This window comes from Paenibacillus sp. oral taxon 786 str. D14 (assembly GCF_000159955.1).
Classification (GTDB): domain Bacteria; phylum Bacillota; class Bacilli; order Paenibacillales; family Paenibacillaceae; genus Fontibacillus; species Fontibacillus phoenicis.
Map to the genome: position 1 here is coordinate 3,895 of NZ_GG695994.1, position 17,469 is coordinate 21,363.

19 protein-coding genes are annotated in these 17,469 nt (G+C 54.7%); 4 read left to right on the forward strand and 15 right to left on the reverse strand.

Going from position 1 to position 17,469, the window contains the following annotated elements:
- Nucleotides 1-400: 400 nt before the first annotated feature.
- A complete protein-coding gene (gene corA / locus POTG_RS20125) occupies nt 401-1,336 on the forward strand; it encodes a magnesium/cobalt transporter CorA (protein ID WP_009226681.1) in 936 nt (311 codons plus the stop codon).
- A 628-nt stretch (nt 1,337-1,964) separates the two neighbouring features.
- On the opposite strand, the gene POTG_RS20135 is transcribed toward corA, so the two are convergent.
- Nucleotides 1,965-2,975, reverse strand: coding sequence for an HRDC domain-containing protein (locus POTG_RS20135; RefSeq protein WP_009226682.1), 1,011 nt, complete (start codon nt 2,973-2,975; stop codon nt 1,965-1,967).
- Between the two features lie 240 nt (nt 2,976-3,215).
- On the opposite strand from POTG_RS20135, the gene POTG_RS20140 reads away from it, so the two are divergent.
- Nucleotides 3,216-3,518, forward strand: a complete 303-nt coding sequence (locus POTG_RS20140) for a DUF3055 domain-containing protein (RefSeq protein WP_009226683.1) — start codon at nt 3,216-3,218, stop codon at nt 3,516-3,518.
- Between the two features lie 116 nt (nt 3,519-3,634).
- On the opposite strand, the gene POTG_RS20145 is transcribed toward POTG_RS20140, so the two are convergent.
- From POTG_RS20145 to POTG_RS20205, 13 genes are all read right to left on the reverse strand, one after another.
- Complete coding sequence (locus POTG_RS20145; RefSeq protein WP_036646443.1) at nt 3,635-4,516, reverse strand: 5'-3' exonuclease; 882 nt, start codon at nt 4,514-4,516, stop codon at nt 3,635-3,637.
- Between the two features lie 37 nt (nt 4,517-4,553).
- Nucleotides 4,554-4,916, reverse strand: a complete 363-nt coding sequence (locus POTG_RS20150) for an arsenate reductase family protein (RefSeq protein ID WP_009226685.1) — start codon at nt 4,914-4,916, stop codon at nt 4,554-4,556.
- A 26-nt stretch (nt 4,917-4,942) separates the two neighbouring features.
- Nucleotides 4,943-5,908 (reverse strand): RluA family pseudouridine synthase, encoded by a 966-nt coding sequence (locus POTG_RS20155; RefSeq protein ID WP_009226686.1) that lies wholly within the window; start codon nt 5,906-5,908, stop codon nt 4,943-4,945.
- Complete coding sequence (locus tag POTG_RS20160; RefSeq protein ID WP_009226687.1) at nt 5,905-6,471, reverse strand: cob(I)yrinic acid a,c-diamide adenosyltransferase; 567 nt, start codon at nt 6,469-6,471, stop codon at nt 5,905-5,907. The genes POTG_RS20155 and POTG_RS20160 overlap by 4 nt, the downstream gene beginning before the upstream one ends.
- A gap of 134 nt (nt 6,472-6,605) precedes the next feature.
- Nucleotides 6,606-6,824 carry an aspartyl-phosphate phosphatase Spo0E family protein gene (locus POTG_RS20165; RefSeq protein WP_050769825.1) on the reverse strand — a complete coding sequence of 73 codons (219 nt, stop codon included), beginning with the start codon at nt 6,822-6,824 and terminating at the stop codon, nt 6,606-6,608.
- Nucleotides 6,825-7,029: 205 nt separating this feature from the next.
- Nucleotides 7,030-8,238 carry an aminotransferase class I/II-fold pyridoxal phosphate-dependent enzyme gene (locus tag POTG_RS20170; protein WP_009226689.1) on the reverse strand — a complete coding sequence of 403 codons (1,209 nt, stop codon included), beginning with the start codon at nt 8,236-8,238 and terminating at the stop codon, nt 7,030-7,032.
- Nucleotides 8,239-8,251: 13 nt separating this feature from the next.
- On the reverse strand, nt 8,252-8,752 hold the full coding sequence (locus tag POTG_RS20175) for an Lrp/AsnC family transcriptional regulator (protein WP_009226690.1): 501 nt from the start codon (nt 8,750-8,752) through the stop codon (nt 8,252-8,254).
- A 143-nt stretch (nt 8,753-8,895) separates the two neighbouring features.
- Entirely contained in the window at nt 8,896-9,282 is a 387-nt protein-coding gene (locus POTG_RS20180; protein WP_009226691.1) for a spore coat protein, read from the reverse strand.
- 26 nt (nt 9,283-9,308) lie between these two features.
- A complete protein-coding gene (locus POTG_RS20185; RefSeq protein ID WP_036646431.1) occupies nt 9,309-9,545 on the reverse strand; it encodes a hypothetical protein in 237 nt (78 codons plus the stop codon).
- Nucleotides 9,546-9,809: 264 nt separating this feature from the next.
- Nucleotides 9,810-11,015 (reverse strand): MFS transporter, encoded by a 1,206-nt coding sequence (locus tag POTG_RS20190; protein ID WP_036646433.1) that lies wholly within the window; start codon nt 11,013-11,015, stop codon nt 9,810-9,812.
- A 150-nt stretch (nt 11,016-11,165) separates the two neighbouring features.
- Complete coding sequence (locus POTG_RS20195) at nt 11,166-11,750, reverse strand: hypothetical protein (RefSeq protein WP_009226694.1); 585 nt, start codon at nt 11,748-11,750, stop codon at nt 11,166-11,168.
- A gap of 134 nt (nt 11,751-11,884) precedes the next feature.
- Nucleotides 11,885-12,301, reverse strand: coding sequence for a DUF350 domain-containing protein (locus POTG_RS20200; RefSeq protein ID WP_009226695.1), 417 nt, complete (start codon nt 12,299-12,301; stop codon nt 11,885-11,887).
- Between the two features lie 37 nt (nt 12,302-12,338).
- Nucleotides 12,339-14,705, reverse strand: coding sequence for an endonuclease MutS2 (locus POTG_RS20205; protein WP_009226696.1), 2,367 nt, complete (start codon nt 14,703-14,705; stop codon nt 12,339-12,341).
- Nucleotides 14,706-14,859: 154 nt separating this feature from the next.
- Between POTG_RS20205 and POTG_RS20210 the strand changes: the two genes are divergently transcribed.
- Together POTG_RS20210 and POTG_RS20215 are read left to right on the forward strand one after the other, a co-directional pair.
- A complete protein-coding gene (locus POTG_RS20210) occupies nt 14,860-15,222 on the forward strand; it encodes a phage holin family protein (RefSeq protein WP_009226697.1) in 363 nt (120 codons plus the stop codon).
- Between the two features lie 186 nt (nt 15,223-15,408).
- Complete coding sequence (locus POTG_RS20215) at nt 15,409-15,786, forward strand: cytochrome c oxidase subunit II (protein WP_009226698.1); 378 nt, start codon at nt 15,409-15,411, stop codon at nt 15,784-15,786.
- A 79-nt stretch (nt 15,787-15,865) separates the two neighbouring features.
- On the opposite strand, the gene zapA is transcribed toward POTG_RS20215, so the two are convergent.
- On the reverse strand, nt 15,866-17,401 hold the full coding sequence (gene zapA, locus POTG_RS20220; RefSeq protein WP_009226699.1) for a cell division protein ZapA: 1,536 nt from the start codon (nt 17,399-17,401) through the stop codon (nt 15,866-15,868).
- Nucleotides 17,402-17,469: the final 68 nt, after the last annotated feature.

Sequence of the window (17,469 nt, forward strand, 5' to 3'; positions counted from 1 at the left end):
AACTCTGCGAGAAAAATCACACGGTGTTCATGGACCGCTTGAATCCAGTGCACATAGTATACTTTTGGGTTGAAACATTTCATTCGCTGGCGTTATACTAGACAAGTGCCTTTAGGCCCAGACGGGCCTAGGGTTTGACGCATATTCATGTAACCTGATCATAGCGAGGTGAAACCGAGAATGGAAGGCGACCCGAGTCCGCAGAGGAACACCCAGGTCAAACAATTGCATAGGAAACCGACCCGCTGGGTGCCTGCGGAACGTAAAGGGCACTTTCGTTTCCCGGTATTTGCATAAACGCCTTTTTGACCGTTGCCGGGCGAACCCGCGGTTGGTCCCTTTCCTATGCTGCAACAAGAGCATCCCAGGCCTTCAGGCCCGGGGAAAGGAGTGAAAGCATATGAAAATCCGTCATGTTCTAGCCGGCGTATTTACCCCCGTAGAGGACGTGGAGTTGACAACCACCCCTCCGGAAGAAGGCTTCTATTGGATCGACGCGGGCGTGGATGACCTTGCCCTGCTGCAGCCTTTATTTTCACTGCACGATCTGGCTGTGGAGGACTGCTTAAGCGAAGAAGAGCAACGTCCGAAGATCGAAACCTACGACAACCACTATTTCATCGTCGTGAACAGCATTCGGTATGATGACGAGGAAATTTTCCTGCGTGCATTGAACATTTTCTTGGGACGGCATTATATCATTACAGTTACTAAACAGAAAATCAACGAGCTGCGTGCGGTGAAGCCGATCCTGTGGGAGCAAGAGGTCAGCGAGCCCGACCGGTTCCTGTACCTGCTGGTCGACCTGGTGGTTGATAACTACTTCACCGTCGGCGATCGGATTGAAGTGAAGATCGAGAAGCTGGAAGAAGACATCCTGATGCATACCAAACGTTCGCACCTGAACGAAATCATCGGGCTGCGAAGTGAAATTTTGTGGCTAAAGAAAGTGCTGGGTCCGCAGAAGGAAGTCATCAACATTTTGAACAAGAAAGACCTTCGTCTGATCGACGACCAACTGCAAAAATACTTCAGCGACATCTACGAAAACGCCGTGAAGATCTCCGAGAACTTCGACACGTTCCGCGAGCTCGTCGGCAACTTACGCGAGGCCTATCAGGCCGCCATCGCCAACCGCGCCAACGAAATCATGCGCGTGTTCACCGCGATTACGACGATCTTCATCCCGCTGACGCTGATCACCGGGATCTACGGGATGAACTTCGACTATATGCCGGAGACCCATTCGAAGTACGGCTACTTTATCGTCCTTGGCATCATGGCCGTGCTCGGCCTCGGCATGTACTACATCTTCCGGAAGAGAGATTGGATATAGAAAGTAAGGCCAACACGGGCTGGAGTCCGCGTTGGCCTTTTTGGTTGGGCGAGACGTTTGCTAGGAAGCCTAACCTTTTGAAGGTGCGAGATGTGTGTGCGCGGGCGTTAGGCTGACGCTTGATAATGCGCCGTTTAAGTTGCGGCTTTGGCCATTTGAGAACGGCAAGACGTATTGCACTAGCCCCTTGTTGGACGTGCGCCTGAATCCCCCTGACCGTTTAAATTAGGCGAGTCGAGCGTGAACTGCAAAAGTGCAGTTATTTTGCCGCGATCCCCCCCTAAATCGACTCTTAACTGCAAAAGTGCAGTCTTTTTTCGATAAATGGGCTGCTTTCCGCAAAATCTCCCGAAATGAACTGTACTTTTACAGTTAAAATGCATTTTGGCGGCATTTTCGGCCGGATCAACTGCACTTTTACAGTTCATCCGGCCGTCGGCGGTCAAACACTTCGAAATTCCCTCATTACCTGCTGCATTTGCGACTCTTGCGAGTAGCAACACGTACCACTCTTACGGCACCAACAGTCACTACCGCACTACTGCACTTGCCACTCGTCCCCCAACTTACTACCCTTACCGCACTACCACACTTACCGCCTTACTGCCCAAAAGCATCCCTTGCCGCCTCAACCCGCGTGCCGGGCGTTCTCGCGCTGGCGGCGGTACCGGATGCGGATCAGGCGCAGTCGCTCGTACAGCGTATCGAGGTTGCCGCTGCCGCCTTCACTGGCTTCGGGCCCGTACACCTTTTGCAGAACCGGCTTCAGGAGCGTGTCCCCCAGCTCTTCGTAAGCTTTCCATACGGCCTGCTGCTCCGCTTCGGGCATGGCCTCAAGTTCGGCACTCACCAAATCCTCGGTGTTGTAGCCCTCCTGCTCCAAGCTTTCCAGCAGCTCCACCGCATCCCGCCGCTCGATGCCCGTACGGGCGCAAATATCCTCTACCTTAAGCCCTGCGGCCAAGGCTTCGAGCACCGCTCGACGGACGTTGAACTTTTCCATTTCCGCCCGGTATTTCACTTCCTTCTGCTTATACAGCCAAGTACGGAAAACCTCGTCGTCGATTTCCTGCTCGACCCAATCCAGCGGGAACCCGCGCTTCCGCTCGGCCGCCCGAGTGATCTCCAGCAGCTCGGCGCCATATTCGCCGGCCTTGTTCTCACCAACGCCCGGCAGCTGCAACAGCTCATCCACGGTCTGCGGCAGAAATACGCTGATCATCCGCAGCAACCGATTGCTGGCAATTAAGTAAGGCGCTTTGCGCTCAGACGAAGCTTTTCTCCGACGCCAGGCCGTCAACTCGTTGTATACCGGTTCATTGCTGTTTAATTCGCTATAGCAAAACAGCTTCTGCGCCGCCATCCCCCGTCCGGTTAACGCTTCCTTCTCGTCCCAGATTCCCTCCATTATGGGGCGAAACCCCTCGCCTAGCTTGGCGGCCAATCGATGGCGGTAAATATGAAGCATCTCCGACCATGAAGCCCCTTCGTACCAAAGGTCCTCCTGCTCACTGTCTGCTGTCACCTCATTCCAGCCCATCCGCCAAACGCCGTCCTCCTCTCCAATCCACACCTGGGCCCCCCGAATCATGGCCCCGCCGTCCTTCTTCTCCAGACTGTTCAAAAATACAACCCGCATCAACCTGTCCCTCCTTGAAAAATTTTCAGCTACGAAGGAGTCATTTCATCTTTTTGCGCAAAACAAAAAGCACCTCTTCTGCGAAATTCGCAAAAGAGGTGCTTCCTCCAAACGTAACCTGTTATCCCTAATAATACCATAATCAACCAAGCTGTCAATGCATAGGAATCATTTTCCCATTGTCTTCCGTTTTCCGGTATAATAACTAGAGACATTCCGAAATAAGGGAGGCATTACAGGATGAGCGACCCGCATCAAGAGCTTGATTTCCTGTCCGACAGTACCGAAAACACTTCGACCCGGTTCGTCACGTTCATCGGCGGATCGCTGAAGCGTTATGACCTGGCGGTCACCACGACCAATCGTTTCTATGGGAAGAAGCTGGTCACCGACCTGCACAACGGCCGTACGGCCATTCTTGGCACCGACGACCTGGAGGAGGAAGGGTACCTCGAACATATTTATAACCTGAACGAGGAGGAAGGCACCGAACTGCGCACCTTTCTGTACCAGGTATTAGGTGAACCGTACTTCACGGATTAAAGTTGCACGCAAAACCGCAAAAACAGCAACCTGCGTAATGGACCGTATTGCTCTTATTCACCTATTTCCCGGCAATTTCTCGGTGTAACGGACTCCATTGACCTTAATGGCCACTTTTAAACGACACCCATCCAGGCGCTGATGCTGGCCATCTCCAGTTCCTCGAACTTGGAGATTACCTGCGCCGGATTCAGCTCAAACCGGCAGGTCTCTACATCGCATTCCAGCTCAATGTCACAGCGGATCTTGGCCAGCTGCCGCGAGAGATGCAGCATATCGAGATCCGCTTCGATTTTGGCCCGGACCGATTTGGACAACTGGTCCAGATTGGCCAGGATGCCTTCCACCGAGCCGTGCTCCTGCACGAGCTTCAAGGCGGTTTTCTCGCCGATGCCGCGCACGCCCGGATAGTTGTCGCTCGTATCCCCCATCAAGGCCTTCAGGTCCACGATCTGTTCAGGCCTTAATTGCTTCTCCTCCATCAAGGCCTCCGGCGTATACACCATGTAGTTGCCGTGGCCTTTTTTCATGATGATTACGCTTGTCCGCTCGCTGACCAGCTGCAGCATATCGTGATCGCCCGTCAGCACCAGCACGTCCATCTCCTGACCAAAGCGAGCTGCCAGCGTTCCGATGCAATCGTCCGCCTCATAACCCGGTGAGCTGATGTTCGGAATCCCCAAGCTGTCCATCACCTCGCGGATCATGGAGAACTGCGGAATCAGACCCTCTGGCGCGTCCGCACGATTTCCTTTGTAATCGGCAAACTGCTCCGTCCGGAACGTCTTGCTGCCCAAATCCCAACAGCAGGCGATATGCGTCGGCCCAAACTTCTGCACCGCGTCCCAAAAATAACGCATAAACCCGTACACCGCATTGGTCGGAACGCCCGCTTTCGTCCGCCGGATATACCCGGTTGCGGCCGAAGCGTAATAGGCGCGGAACATTAACGCCATTCCGTCCACTAGCAGAATCGTATTTTTACTGCTTTGCGCCAAATCCACGGTTCACCCAAGCCACCCTTCTCGTTCAAATTTATTGGCCCCAAGCCTGTACATAGGCTTCTTCCTTGTAACCGACAGTTACGGTCTTTCCGTCCGTCACGATCGGGCGCTTGATCAGCATGCCGTTCGAGGACAGCAACTGAAGCTGCTCCTCCCGCGACATCCCCGCCAGCTTGTCCTTTAAGCCCATTGTCTTGTAAACCTCACCGCTCGTATTAAAAAACTTCTTCAATTCCAACCCGCTGAGTTCCACCAGCTTATCCAGTTCGGCAGCACTCGGCGGCGTTTCCTTGATATGATGCAGCTCCAGTTCATGCCCTTTGGCCTGCAGCGATTTAATTGCACTTCTACATGTCCCGCATTGCGGATAATGATAAACCTTCAGTTTGCTCACGTTCCTTATTCCTCCTTACCACTTTCCTAAAAACTCGCCCTGCGCAGCATCGCTTCCAGCTTGAGCATATCCTCTGGCAGCTCTGACTTAAAGGTCAGCGCCTCACCGGTAAGCGGATGGCGGAAGCCAAGCTCTGAGGCGTGGAGCGCCTGTCGCCCGATCGCCGCATCTAAGCGGGCGATTCGTTCGCGTGCAGGTGCCGGCAGCTCCGCGAGCCCCGGCATTCCGTAGAACTTGTCGCCGATCAGCGGGTGGCCGATCGACGTCATATGCACGCGGATCTGATGCGTCCGTCCTGTACCGAGACGCAGCTCAACCCGAGCCCCGTCGCCGTAGGCTTCCGCGACCTTATAATAGGTCAACGAGGGATAGCCCGACGGGGTGACAATCCGGCGGTGAGGTTCGGCAGGATCGCGGTCGATCGGGCCGTCGATCGTTCCTTCCGGCACCGCCGGACAACCGTGCACCAGCGCCGTATATTTCTTGGTGACCTCACCTGCGATCAACTGCTCGGAAATATGCTGGTGCACGTAGGCATTTTTGGCGATGGCGATCAAGCCGCTCGTCTCCTGGTCCAGCCGGTGCACGGGGCGGAAGCGGAATTTCTCGCCTTTCTCCTGCCAATAATACACGACGCCGTTGGCCAGCGTCCCCGTGTAGTGACCATGCGTCGGATGCACGATCAATCCCGCCGCTTTATTGACGATCAGCAGCGCTTCATCCTCGTAGACGATATCAAACGGTATCGGCTCCGGCAGGATGTCGGTTGACGTTTCCTTTTCCAGCGAGACGCTCACCGTATCCCCGGCCTTCACCGGGACGCTGATGTATACCCGCTCCCCGTTCAGCATCACCCCGCGCTCGGTCAGCTTAATCCGCGACAGCAGCTTGCGGGAGATCCCCATCCGGCGTTGGAGCACGCTTTTGACCGTCCAACCGTCCTCCGCTGCAGGGACTTGATATTCAATCGGATCATAATATTCGGAACTCACTTCTTGCCAAACACCTTCCCGCTCCGCACGTATTCGATATCTGCCACCTGCTGGCGATGATTAGCCATGCGAGCCGCTGCAAAGAAATAGTCCGACAACCGGTTCAGATAGATCAGCACCTCGGCATTAATCTCCTTGACCCGGCTCAGCGTAACGACGCGGCGTTCGGCGCGCCGGCATACGGTCCGGCAAACGTGCAGGGCCGAAGCCAGCGGCGTTCCCCCAGGCAAAATAAACTTCTCAAGCGGCGGATTGTCCGCTTCGTAACGATCAATCCATGCTTCAAGCCGCTGTGCGAGCTCCGGCGTCACCTTGTAGCGGCTTTCCGACAGCTTGACGTAGGCGAGATCGGAGCCGCAATCAAACAACTCCTGCTGGATCTCCAGCAGCTGTTCACGAAGATCGCCAAACGTCACCTCGTCCGATAAACTGACTGCTTGTCCCACGAAACTATTCAGCTCATCGATCGAACCGTAGGCTTCAACCTGCGCATCATCTTTTGTTACTCGACCGCCGATGACTGTGGTTAGCCCTTGGTCGCCGGAACGCGTATAGATCGACATTCGTTTTTCCTCCCCGTGACATACTCTCGTACCATCTTACCATAAATCACAGCCCGGCTGGTCATGCAACTGCTGGAACCGCAAAAAGGAGACCCGCAAGGCGGATCTCCTTCAACTTCAAGGATCAAACAAGGTTAACGTCGAATGGATTTTGGAGTGGTTTTCATAGTTTTCATGAATTCATTAATTTTCAGGTCCAATAAGCTGCTGATTTCAATCACGATGTCCGATGTAAAGGATTTTTCTTGCAGAAATAGCCGTTCCATCTTGCTGCGAAGCAAGTGAATTTCATCCTTCAGCGTTACGGCTTGCGGTGAATGCGGCCGTTCCTCTTGATCCATGCACGGGCTCATGACGCGGCCATCAGTAAATAAAGCGTTATTGTAAGGCACGTTGTACTCACCGCACAAAAGAAATCCCTCCCTGAGAAACTAAAACCTTCTTCCAAAATCAAATTATACCATGTCCATTAAAATTAAAGCAATTAGAAAATGAAAGAATTGTTAATTAACCCCATTAACTCCATCTTCTCAGGTAGGTCTTAAGTAATTTGCAAAATCAGCCTTGCTTCAATTTACGGACGAACTGCTCCATTCGATTTAACGCCTCGTTGAGCTGATTCACTCCTGTCGCATAGGAGCAACGTAAGAACCCTTCCCCGCCGGCGCCAAAGACATTCCCCGGAACCGCCGCCACCTTCGCCTCCAGCAGAAGGCGTTGGGCGAATTCCTCCGAGCTGAGTCCGGTAGACGCGATGCTAGGAAACGCATAGAACGCCCCTTGTGGCTCGTGACATTCCAGGCCGATGTCGCGCAAGCCCTGAACGATCAAGCGGCGGCGCTGATTGTAGGATTCAACCATCTGGTCTTTCTCCTCCAGCCCGTTCTTCAGCGCCTCGAGCGCAGCCACTTGCCCCATAACCGGAGCGCACATCACCGTATATTGGTGAATTTTCAGCATGGCATAGATCAAGTCCGGGTGTCCGCATGCATAACCCATCCGCCAGCCGGTCATCGCAAACGCTTTGGAAAACCCATTAACCAGAATCGTCCGGTCCTTCATTCCCGGAATCGAAGCAAAGCTAACGTGCTTCTGCCCATAGGTGAGCTCCGCATAAATCTCGTCGGAAATGACGATGAGATCGTTCTCCTCAACGATTTTGGCGATCGGCAGCCAATCTTCGTACGTCATGATGCCGCCCGTCGGATTGCTGGGATAATTTAAAATGAGAACCTTGGATTTGGGCGTAATCTTCGCTTTCAGGTCTTCGGCCTGGAGCTTGAAATCGTGCTTGGCGTAAGTCTCGATTTCGACGGGCACCCCTCCCCCGATCATGGCAATCGGCGAGTAGGAGATATAGCAAGGCACCGGGACGAGAATCTCATCGCCCGGTTCGATTAACGCCCGCAGCGCCAGATCAATCGCCTCACTGCCGCCCACAGTGACGAGGATTTCGTCTTTCGGGTCGTATTTCACCTGATAACTCGTGTACAAATATTCAGCGATCGCTTCCCGAAGCTCAGGCGTTCCCGCGTTGGACGTATAGCTCGTATACCCGCGCTCTAGGGAGTAAACGCATGCTTCCCGGACATGCCATGGGGTGATAAAATCCGGTTCGCCCACGCCTAACGTGATAATATCCTTGCTTCCGCTAGCCAGATCGAAGAAGCGGCGGATGCCGGAGGGTTGAATCTCGCGGACCCGCGGAGCCAAATACGATGTCATCGTTTTACTCGATTGCTCAGCACGCTGTGATTGAATACTCATAACATTACTTCCTTTACGGAGATATCAACAAACGGCGGTCTTCTTCGGGATCTTCGAAGATGATGCCGTCTTGCTTGTATTTTTTTAGAATAAAATGGGTCTTCGTCGACAACACCGACTCCAGGGTGGACAATTTGTCGGAGACAAAGCTCGCCACTTCCTTCAAGTTGCGGCCTTCGACTTCCACCAGCAGGTCATATGCGCCGGACATCAAAAATACCGATTTGACTTGGGGAAACAGGTATACCCGCTCCGCGATCGTATCGAAGCCGCGTCCCCGTTCGGGTGTAATTTGCACTTCAATTAACGCCGTCACCTTCTCGTCTTCCAGTGCACTTGAATTCACCACGGTCGCGTATTTGACGATCACGTGATCTTCCTCCAATTCACGGATCGCTTGCGCCACTTCCTCCGCCGTTGAGCCGACGAGCGTCGCCAGTAAGTTCGCATCCCGGCGGGCGTCCTCTTTGAGGAGGTCCAGCAGTTTGAGCTTTAATTCGCTTAGTTGTTTCATCCCTCATCCTCCAGCGATGCCCCGCAGCCCTTCATTTGAGCGGTCTGCAGAACAAATTTAATACTTATATTACATGAATTTTGGGCGTCTGCATAGAAAAACCGTCCACTCCAAGTAAGCTCTTGGATAGGACGGTTAGGCACTTAGATCGAATACGGCGGAAGTACATTAGGTTGATGCTCCTCCACGTTAGCCTGATGGGCATGGGGCGTCCAGCGGGAAGTTCGCCGTTCGGTAAACTGACGCAGCTCCTGCTGGGTTTTCTCTGCGTCTTGCAGCTTCTTGTCCAACAATTGGCGCGGTGCCGGTGCCGGCGCTGAGTAAATGCCTTGGTGCTTCATCAGTTCATACAGCGTTCCCTGCAATCGCAAGGTGCTGTTCGTCAACTCGGTAAACATCTGCCGTATGGCCGGACAGGACGACTCCGTCGTAGCGGTCGTATATTCTCGAACAGTACGGCGTAAATCGGCCAAAATCGATTTTAACAAATCGTTCTGGGGTAAGAGCTCGTGGATGTCCGTCTGATTCATCGGGATATTCCTCCTCGAAAGCAAAATTAATTTAGGGTTGAAGCCGGAGCCGCCATTTGATGCTGACGCAGCGCATCCGTTAACAGGTGCAGATGATGCTCATGGGCACGGATATGCTCCAGCATCGCCTGTTCGATTTCAAAGTTTTGCGAGACGGCGGCTGCCGCTGCGCAAAGCTTCGTGAGCATCTCCTCGTTGGAGATGGAGTCGGCGATATAATCCAGTTCTTTCATCGACAATGGCTGCATTTGTGAGTACAACATCAACATTCCCTCCTGGTGGATGATCCTTCTGATCCTTCTGATTCATCTGATCCTTCTTACGGTAGTATGCCCCGCTCCAGGAACGATATGTTCGCCCTGTTGGAAGAAATCCACAAACGGTTTCCGGAACAGGAGCACCTGTCCATCAGTTACGCCTGGGGGGGCCGTATTTGGAGAATCCCGGGACGGCCTTCCCTTTATCGGGCCGCATCCCAACTTGACGCGAACCTCGAAGCCCGTGCCAACTCCGCCGAGTTATACGCATCAGGCGGCTTTGGCCGCCTCCCGCTTCAACAGCCGGCGCAGGGCCAGCCAGCTCAGCACCGGCGTTGCCCCCAAGGCGAACATCAGCCAGGTGATCGTTGACATGCGCGGAATGAGGGAATAGACCACGATAAACAACAGCGTTCCGCCCAAGCGCCCCACCGTAATGCTAAGCTCGCGAAGCACGATCAGCTCCACCCGCTGCTCCACGCTTTCCGGACTATTGCCAATCAGGTCGAACACTGAAGAGATGACGGGAATCAGGTAAAGCGGCAAAAACAAGGACGTCCCTACCCCCATCATCATCAGGGTGACGTAATTGACCTTCCAGAGCAACGGGATGATCACCGCAGTGATGAGCAAAGCCCCGACCAACATCCCGTAGTAGCGCGCGCGGATTTTCAGCCACTTCCCTACCGCCCAGAAGCTGACTAGGGAGACAAGGGACGTGATCAGTGAAAACTGCCCAATCCGCCACTCCGCAGAAGTGCTGATAAAGATCAGCAAATTGATCAGGAACGAAAATACGCCTTCGCGCAGACCATGGGCGGCCGAAGCGGGCGCAGCCTGGCGCCACGGGCTGCCCTTTTTCAGCATTTGCACGGGAGCCAGCCAGTGATAAGGACCTCCCGTTTTTCTTTTTTTCAGCCAGAAGCTGAGTAAGATCCCTACCCCATACACGATTAACGAGATGGTAAAAATCAGCCGGTATCCGGCCTCGCCGTGTTTCATGGAGATCAGCCAGCCGGAGATCCACGGGCCAAAGATCCCGATCACCGAACCGAGAATCCCCACCCAGCCGTTAAATCGGTCCCGCGTCTCGACATCCGTCACCTCGAAATACACGACATTAAAGGCCAGCCAGAACAATCCCGAACCGGTTCCGAACAACAAACCAAGCGGCCATATGTAGTCCACCGTATGTTTGCCCGTCCACAGCACCAGCAAATAGAAGATGCCCGAGACGATAATGCCGAGCCGCAAAAAGATCATTTTGTCGCGTTCCTTCACCCATTTCCCGGCAATCCAAAAGACAAGTCCCAAGGCCAGCTGCTGGCTGAACGTAAACCAGGCAATCAGGTTAAAATCCGCTTTCACTTTCCAGATGTAGACGTTCAGGAACGTGCCCGACAAGGCGCCGGCAAGCACGAACAGACCGTTCACCGCCAGCAGCAGGATGGATTGGCTGTTCAGCTGTTTTTTCATAGATTCGCTCCTCCCGGCCAAACTTCGAGTTCCCCCTGTAAGATACCCAAAAATGACCGAAGCATGAGGCCTTAGCAAGCATACCCGCAGGCCCCCAAACGCGAAAAAGCCCTGTCCATCAAGGACAGGGCCAGTGACTGCCAAATTTTTTTACTTGTTGTCTTCTTCACCGGCAATCGTGCGAATCATGGCGATCCGGGCGTCTTCACCCAAAAACCGGCTGACATGGAAGCACGCGGTGCAGACGTATACGTTCAGCTCAGCATCGCCCGACAGAAGCGGACGGTCCCCATCGGCAGGAACAAATTCGCCGCCTTCCGGAACCAGCTTCTGCTTCCCGGCATACACCATATATTCCCGGCAATGCGGGCATTCGGGTACCTCGTCTTGCCCGTCAAGCAGCTTCTCCACGCCGGTCTCGTACTTCAGCAAATCGCCGCCCGATGCCGTAAACGCCTCGACCCGGCGGACGCCTCCGAGATGCGAGTCGCCTTCATCCTCATCCCAGTAAAGATCATCATCCGCATCCTCATCATCCTCATCATGGGAATGCTTCCGATCATGGAAGGGATGGTCGTTCTCCTCGTCTTCGAACTCTTCCTCCGAGCCCAGCGTTATATTGATCGTCCGGTAGCCCTTTAGTTCATTTTGGCAGTGAGGACATACCTCCTCAGGCCCTATCTCTTCATCCCAAACGATCTCCGTTTGGCACCATGGGCAAATCGTTGTATCCATTCCAACTACGTCCTTTCGTTACCAAATTAAGCATTCCACAAATAAATAATGCCCGCGGCCAAAAACAGAATAGAGGCGATAAATAGCACCCTGACCAGGTTTTTCACGTCGTTCTACTCCTTCAACTGAGATCCCTAACCGATACAAGCGCCGATCAAAAAAGACACCGACACCGATACGGCCATTGCGATAAAACCAACGCTGGTGTTCCCCGCTGCAATCTCGTCGTCGATGCGAAACACCGGCGTTAAAAATTCAAACAGCAAATAAGCAGCGAACAGCAGCAAGGCTCCAACCGACGACCATATCATGAAGTCGTAAATCGAGGGATGTGCCGCCGCATAACGGATAATGTTCGCCAGTCCGAAGATTTTTCCGCCGGTAGCCAGGGACGCGGCCATATTGCCGCGCTTGATCTCCTGCCAGCAGCGATATCTTGCAAACAGTTCGAAGCAAGAAAGAAACACAATCAATTCTAACACCGCCACGGAAAAATACCCGATCATCAGCCCCAGCGGTTGCTCCAAGATCGGATCAATGCTTTCCTTCATAGCGCCCTCTCCCTTTATACCTTGAGGCGATTCGTTCTTACTTCAGCTCAGCGACCGTCACGCCGGTTCCGCCTTCCCCGTAGTTCCCGAGGCGGAAGCTCTTGATATGCTTATGCTTGCGAAGATACTCCGAGATCCCGGACCGCAAAATCCCGGTCCCTTTCCCGTGAATAATGTAGATCTGGCCTAAATTGCTTAAGTAGGCTTCGTCGATGAAACGGTCAACCTCGATTAAGGCCTCTTCCAAATTCGCTCCGCGCAAATCCAGCTCGGTGCGGACGTTCTCATCGCGCGTCCGCTTAACGTTGGGAGCCGTCCGTTGAACCGGCTTGCTAGCCGGAGGCGCAGCGATCAGCTCCATGTCGTCCAGGCTCACCTTCATCTTCATGATGCCGAGCTGTACGATCGCTTCCTTGTTGCCGGAGAGCTCAACGACGTGCCCCTTCTGGTTCAAGCTGTATACCATCACTTCGTCGCCCGGTTCGATCTGCCGCGGCGGTTTGGCCGCCTTGCGGGCCGCTGCACTCTTCTTGCGGCGCTGCGGCTCGGCTTCATCCAGCTGCTTGCGAGCTGCAATCAGCTTGTGCTCCTTCACGGCCGCGCCTTCCTCCATCGCGAGGCGGCGCAGGTCGCTGATAATCCGCTCGGCCTCCTGCCTTGCCTTGGCAATGATCGCTGCCGCTTCTTCCTCCGCCTTCTCCAGGCGTTTATCCCGCTGCTGCTCCAGCTTCTCCAGCTCGGCGGCATGGCGTCTGCGCAGCTCTTCCATCTCGCGCCGCAGCTGCTCGGCCGTTTCCCGCTCCTGCTCCGCCCCAAGGCGGTTCTGCTCCAGCGAAGCGATCATGTTCTCGACGCGCATGTCCTCTTCAGTCACTTCGCCGCGGGCATACTCCAGAATTCGCTCCGGCAACCCCAGCCGTTCGGCGATAGCAAACGCGTTGCTTCGGCCCGGAATGCCCACCAGCAGGCGGTAAGTCGGGCTTAACGTCGCTACGTCGAACTCCATGCTGGCGTTAATTACGCCTTTGCGTTCGTAGGCGTAGGCTTTCAGCTCGCTGAAGTGAGTGGTCGCCACCATCCGGCAGCCCAGCGAATGAATATGTTCCAAAATCGCAATGGCCAGCGCCGAGCCTTCCGCCGGGTCGGTTCCCGCACCCAGCTCATCCAGCAATACCAGGCTCTTCGGCGTCATCTGGCGCAAAATCGAGATAATGTTCGTCATATGGCTGGAGAAGGTACTTAAGCTCTGCTCGATGCTCTGTTCGTCCCCGATATCGGCGTAGATGGCATCAAATACGCAAAGCTGGCTGCCGTCTTCCGCCGGCACGAACAACCCGGACATCGCCATCAAGCTAAGCAGACCAATCGTCTTCAGCGTGACGGTTTTCCCCCCGGTGTTCGGACCGGTGACAATGATCGTCGTGTACTGGTTCCCCAGCTCCACATCGATCGGCACGACCTGGTCAGCCGGAATCAACGGATGGCGCCCCTTCTTCAGCTTGATGAACCCGCGGTCGTTCATCCGCGGCAGCGTCCCCTTTAATTCGCGAGCCAACCGGGCTTTGGCGAAGATGAAATCCAGCTGGCCGAGCACATCCCCGTCGTACAGCAACAGCTCGGCTTGCTCGCCAACCAGGGCGGTCAGCTTCTGCAAAATGACCTCGATTTCCCGTTCCTCACGCAGCCGCGTCTCGCGCAGCTTGTTGTTCATCGCCACAATCGATTCCGGCTCAATGAACAGCGTAGCTCCCGATCCGGACTGATCGTGTACGATCCCGCCAAAATGCGCGCGGTATTCCGCTTTGACCGGGATGACGAAGCGGTCGCCGCGGATCGTGATCAGCTGATCCTGCAGCATCTTCGACACCGAAGCGGAGCGGATCATCGCATCCAGCTTCTCCCGGATCCGCACCTCCCCGCTCCGCAGCTCGCGGCGGATGGTGGCCAGCTCCGGACTAGCCGAATCGAGCACCTCCGCGCTTTCGTCGATGCAGCGTTTGATCGCATCCTCCAACGGCTTCTGATCGCTTAAGGTATCGCTTAAGTGATACAGCAGCGGAACTTCATGTTCTTCGTGCATCGTGGCAATATACCGTTTAATCCGGCGCGAGCCTTCCAGCGTGGTTGCAATGCCCAGCAGCTCGTGCGGATTCAGCGTCCCGCCGATCCGGGCCCGCTTGACCGCCGGAGTGATATCCACGATTCCGCCGAATCCGGGCGCCCCCTTAAGACGGTCCACCTTAAACGCTTCATCGGTGGCTTGAAGCAGCCGCTTGACGTCCTCCAGATCGGTGACGGGCCGCAGCGCTTCGGCTGTTCTTTTTCCAAGTGCCGTTTGGGAAAAAGAGGACAGCTGATCTATAATTTTTTGATATTCCATGGTTTTCAAAATTTTCTCGTCCAAGTACGTTCACAACTCCCCTCGGGCTATGATCCCATTATAACGAAACCGTTCATTTTTCGCCATTTGCCCCCTTGGACACATAAGAATGCGATTTGCGGAACATGATAATTGCGTATAGCCAAACGTACTTACTCTCAAAAGGAGGCTATGTAACATGCATTTTCTGGGACACGTCGTGCGATTCATCGTCTCCGCCTTAGTTATGCTGGTTGTGGGATGGCTTGTACCGCAATTCAGCATCGGTGGATTCGGCAGCGCCTTACTTCTCGCCTTGGTCATCGCCCTGTTGGGTTGGGCCATTGAAGGCATTTTCGGAACGAAGGTTACCCCGTTCGGGCGAGGAATCGTCGGTTTTCTTACGAGTGCACTCGTGATCTGGCTTGCCCAGTTCATCATTTCCGGCGTTTCCGTCTCTGTGATCGGTGCATTACTTGCTGCATTGGTCATCGGGATTATTGACCTGTTCATCCCTGTCGCAACTCCCTTTAACGCTGCCAAAGACAAAAACAATCGTTAATGGCTGTGTTCAGGGCTAAGAGGCCTTCCTCCGCAAGTGATCCATTCACTGCGGAAGGAACGGCCTCTTGACTTATAACTGAAGGAAGTTCAACAATTCTTCAAACCTTAAACCACCCACCCTCTGCAAAATACGGTATGATATTCTTAAAATTGCCACAAATATACTGTATCGCGAGGGATTATTGTGAAGAAAAGCATAGCCATCGTTGCAACTTCCGTACTCTTGTTACTTGTTACCGCTTGCAGCGGCAGCAAAGCGGCTGAGAACAGCAGTGCCGCCGGGAATAATATCCAACCGGAAGCGGAACTGGTCATTGAAGCCAGCAACTATCAATTCGATCAAGCCGAATACCATTTGAAGAAAGATGTTCCGGTCAAAATCGTTTTCAAGAACGCCTCCGGTAATCACGGCATTCTCGTGCCCGGTTTAAAGCTGCAGCTGGACCGCAAGAACGACTCCGCCGTGATCGTGCCAACCGAAGCCGGTGAGTTCGAAGTGGCCTGCTCGGTGATGTGCGGTTCCGGCCACAGCGCCATGATCTCCAAAATTATCGTTGAATAAACGCATGTAGCAAGAGCCCGCAGCGCACAGCCGCGGGCTCTTGCTCTCATTGAATCGCATCAAAGCGATCCTCTCGCCATTAACTTTGATCCTGCTCCAGCAATTCAATCCATTCGTTAAATTCCGATTGAAGCTTGGCATAGTCGTCCTTCAGCCGCTGGTACTCTTCTTCCCGTTCGGCCTGCCGCTCCTGCTCCTTCTCCCGCTCCAGCTGCAACAGCCTGAATTGATGGGAAATAACCTCGTAACTATCCGTAACCTCCTGCAGCTGCTCCGCAAGCTTGCGTTTCTCTTCCTCCAACGCCTCGAAGTCGCTCGCCATGGTGATGACGCGTTCGCTGCCGGCTGCGCTTTCCTGCTGCCATTCCTCCAGCTTCCGCTGCAACTCGGCTTCCTTCTCGCGCCAAGAGCTCAGCTCACGTTCCGCCGAGGCCCACTGCTTACGCCACTCCTGCTCCCGCTGCTCCGCAGCCTCGCGGTAGCTCGCCAGCTCGGCGGCCAGCTGCGCCGCCAATTTGCGGCTGTCCTCAAGCTCCTGCAACCGCAGATTCAGCTCGTCCCGCTCTTGCTCCAGCTGCCGTTTCTCTTCTCCGGCTGCCTGCGCCTCAAGAAGCGCTTGTTCCCGCTCCTTGGCAGCCCGCTCCAACCGGGAGCGCAGCGAATCCAACTCGGCGGCCAGCGCCGACGCCTTGTCCCGCTCGGCCTGCAGCTCGCCGTTTGCTTGCTCCAACCGGCTCACTTCGGCGGCCAACTGCTCGCTCTTATCGGAAGCCTCGAGCAAGCTGATCTCCAGGCGGCTGATTTCCTCGCTGCGCTTCTCGGCCAGCTTCTGCCACGACTTCTCACTTTGCTGCGCTGCTGAAACTTCGGCTCGGAGCTTGTCCTCCCGCTGCTTGCCTTCCTGCAGCCGCTGTTCCAGCTGCTTTGCCTCCGCTTGCGCGGCTTGAAGCGTGCTCTGGAGCTGCTTCGTCTGCTCCTGCAGCTTCACGCTTTGCTGCTGCGCCCGTTGCTCGGCCGCTTTGGCTTCTTGCTCCCGCCGCTGCAGCTCGCTCACCTGCTTCTGCAGCTTCGCGGCCTCCTCTTTCTCCCGCGCCGTCTGCTGTTCGGCTTGGCGCAGCTTGGATTGCAGCTGCGAGTTGCTGCCGCGCTGCTCAGCCAGCTGCCGCTCCAGCTCTTGTACCCGGCTGCGAAGCTTGCGCGCCTCCTCCTCCTGCCCCAGCAGGGAGGCTTCCAGCTTCTCCGCTTGCCCGGCAAGCTGACGCTTCTCGTTCTTCAGCTGCTGCTGTTCCTCCTGCAGCGCCTTATACATGCTCTCCTGCTTGGCATGTAAATCCTGCAGCACTGAGTTCTCCTGAAGCAGGACCGTTTTCTCCTGCTTGGCATTCTGCAGTTCGTTCTGCAGCTGATCTACCCGGATCGCTTCCTCCGCCATGCGCACGGCTGCCAACACAGCCAGCCGCGGCGTGTCCAGATGGGGATAGGCCTGGGCGATGCTGCGCATATGCTCATCCACCCGGCGCGCGACTTGCTTCATATATTCCGCGCTGCTTCCAACGATTTTATAAGAAGTTCCGTAAATTTCTACGTTTACGCTAATTCGGCCTTGGTTACTCAACGTTATGTGCCTCCTTCGGTCCTGTAAGTCGTCTCTTAGATGCGGATAATTGCACGAAAGTCACATCG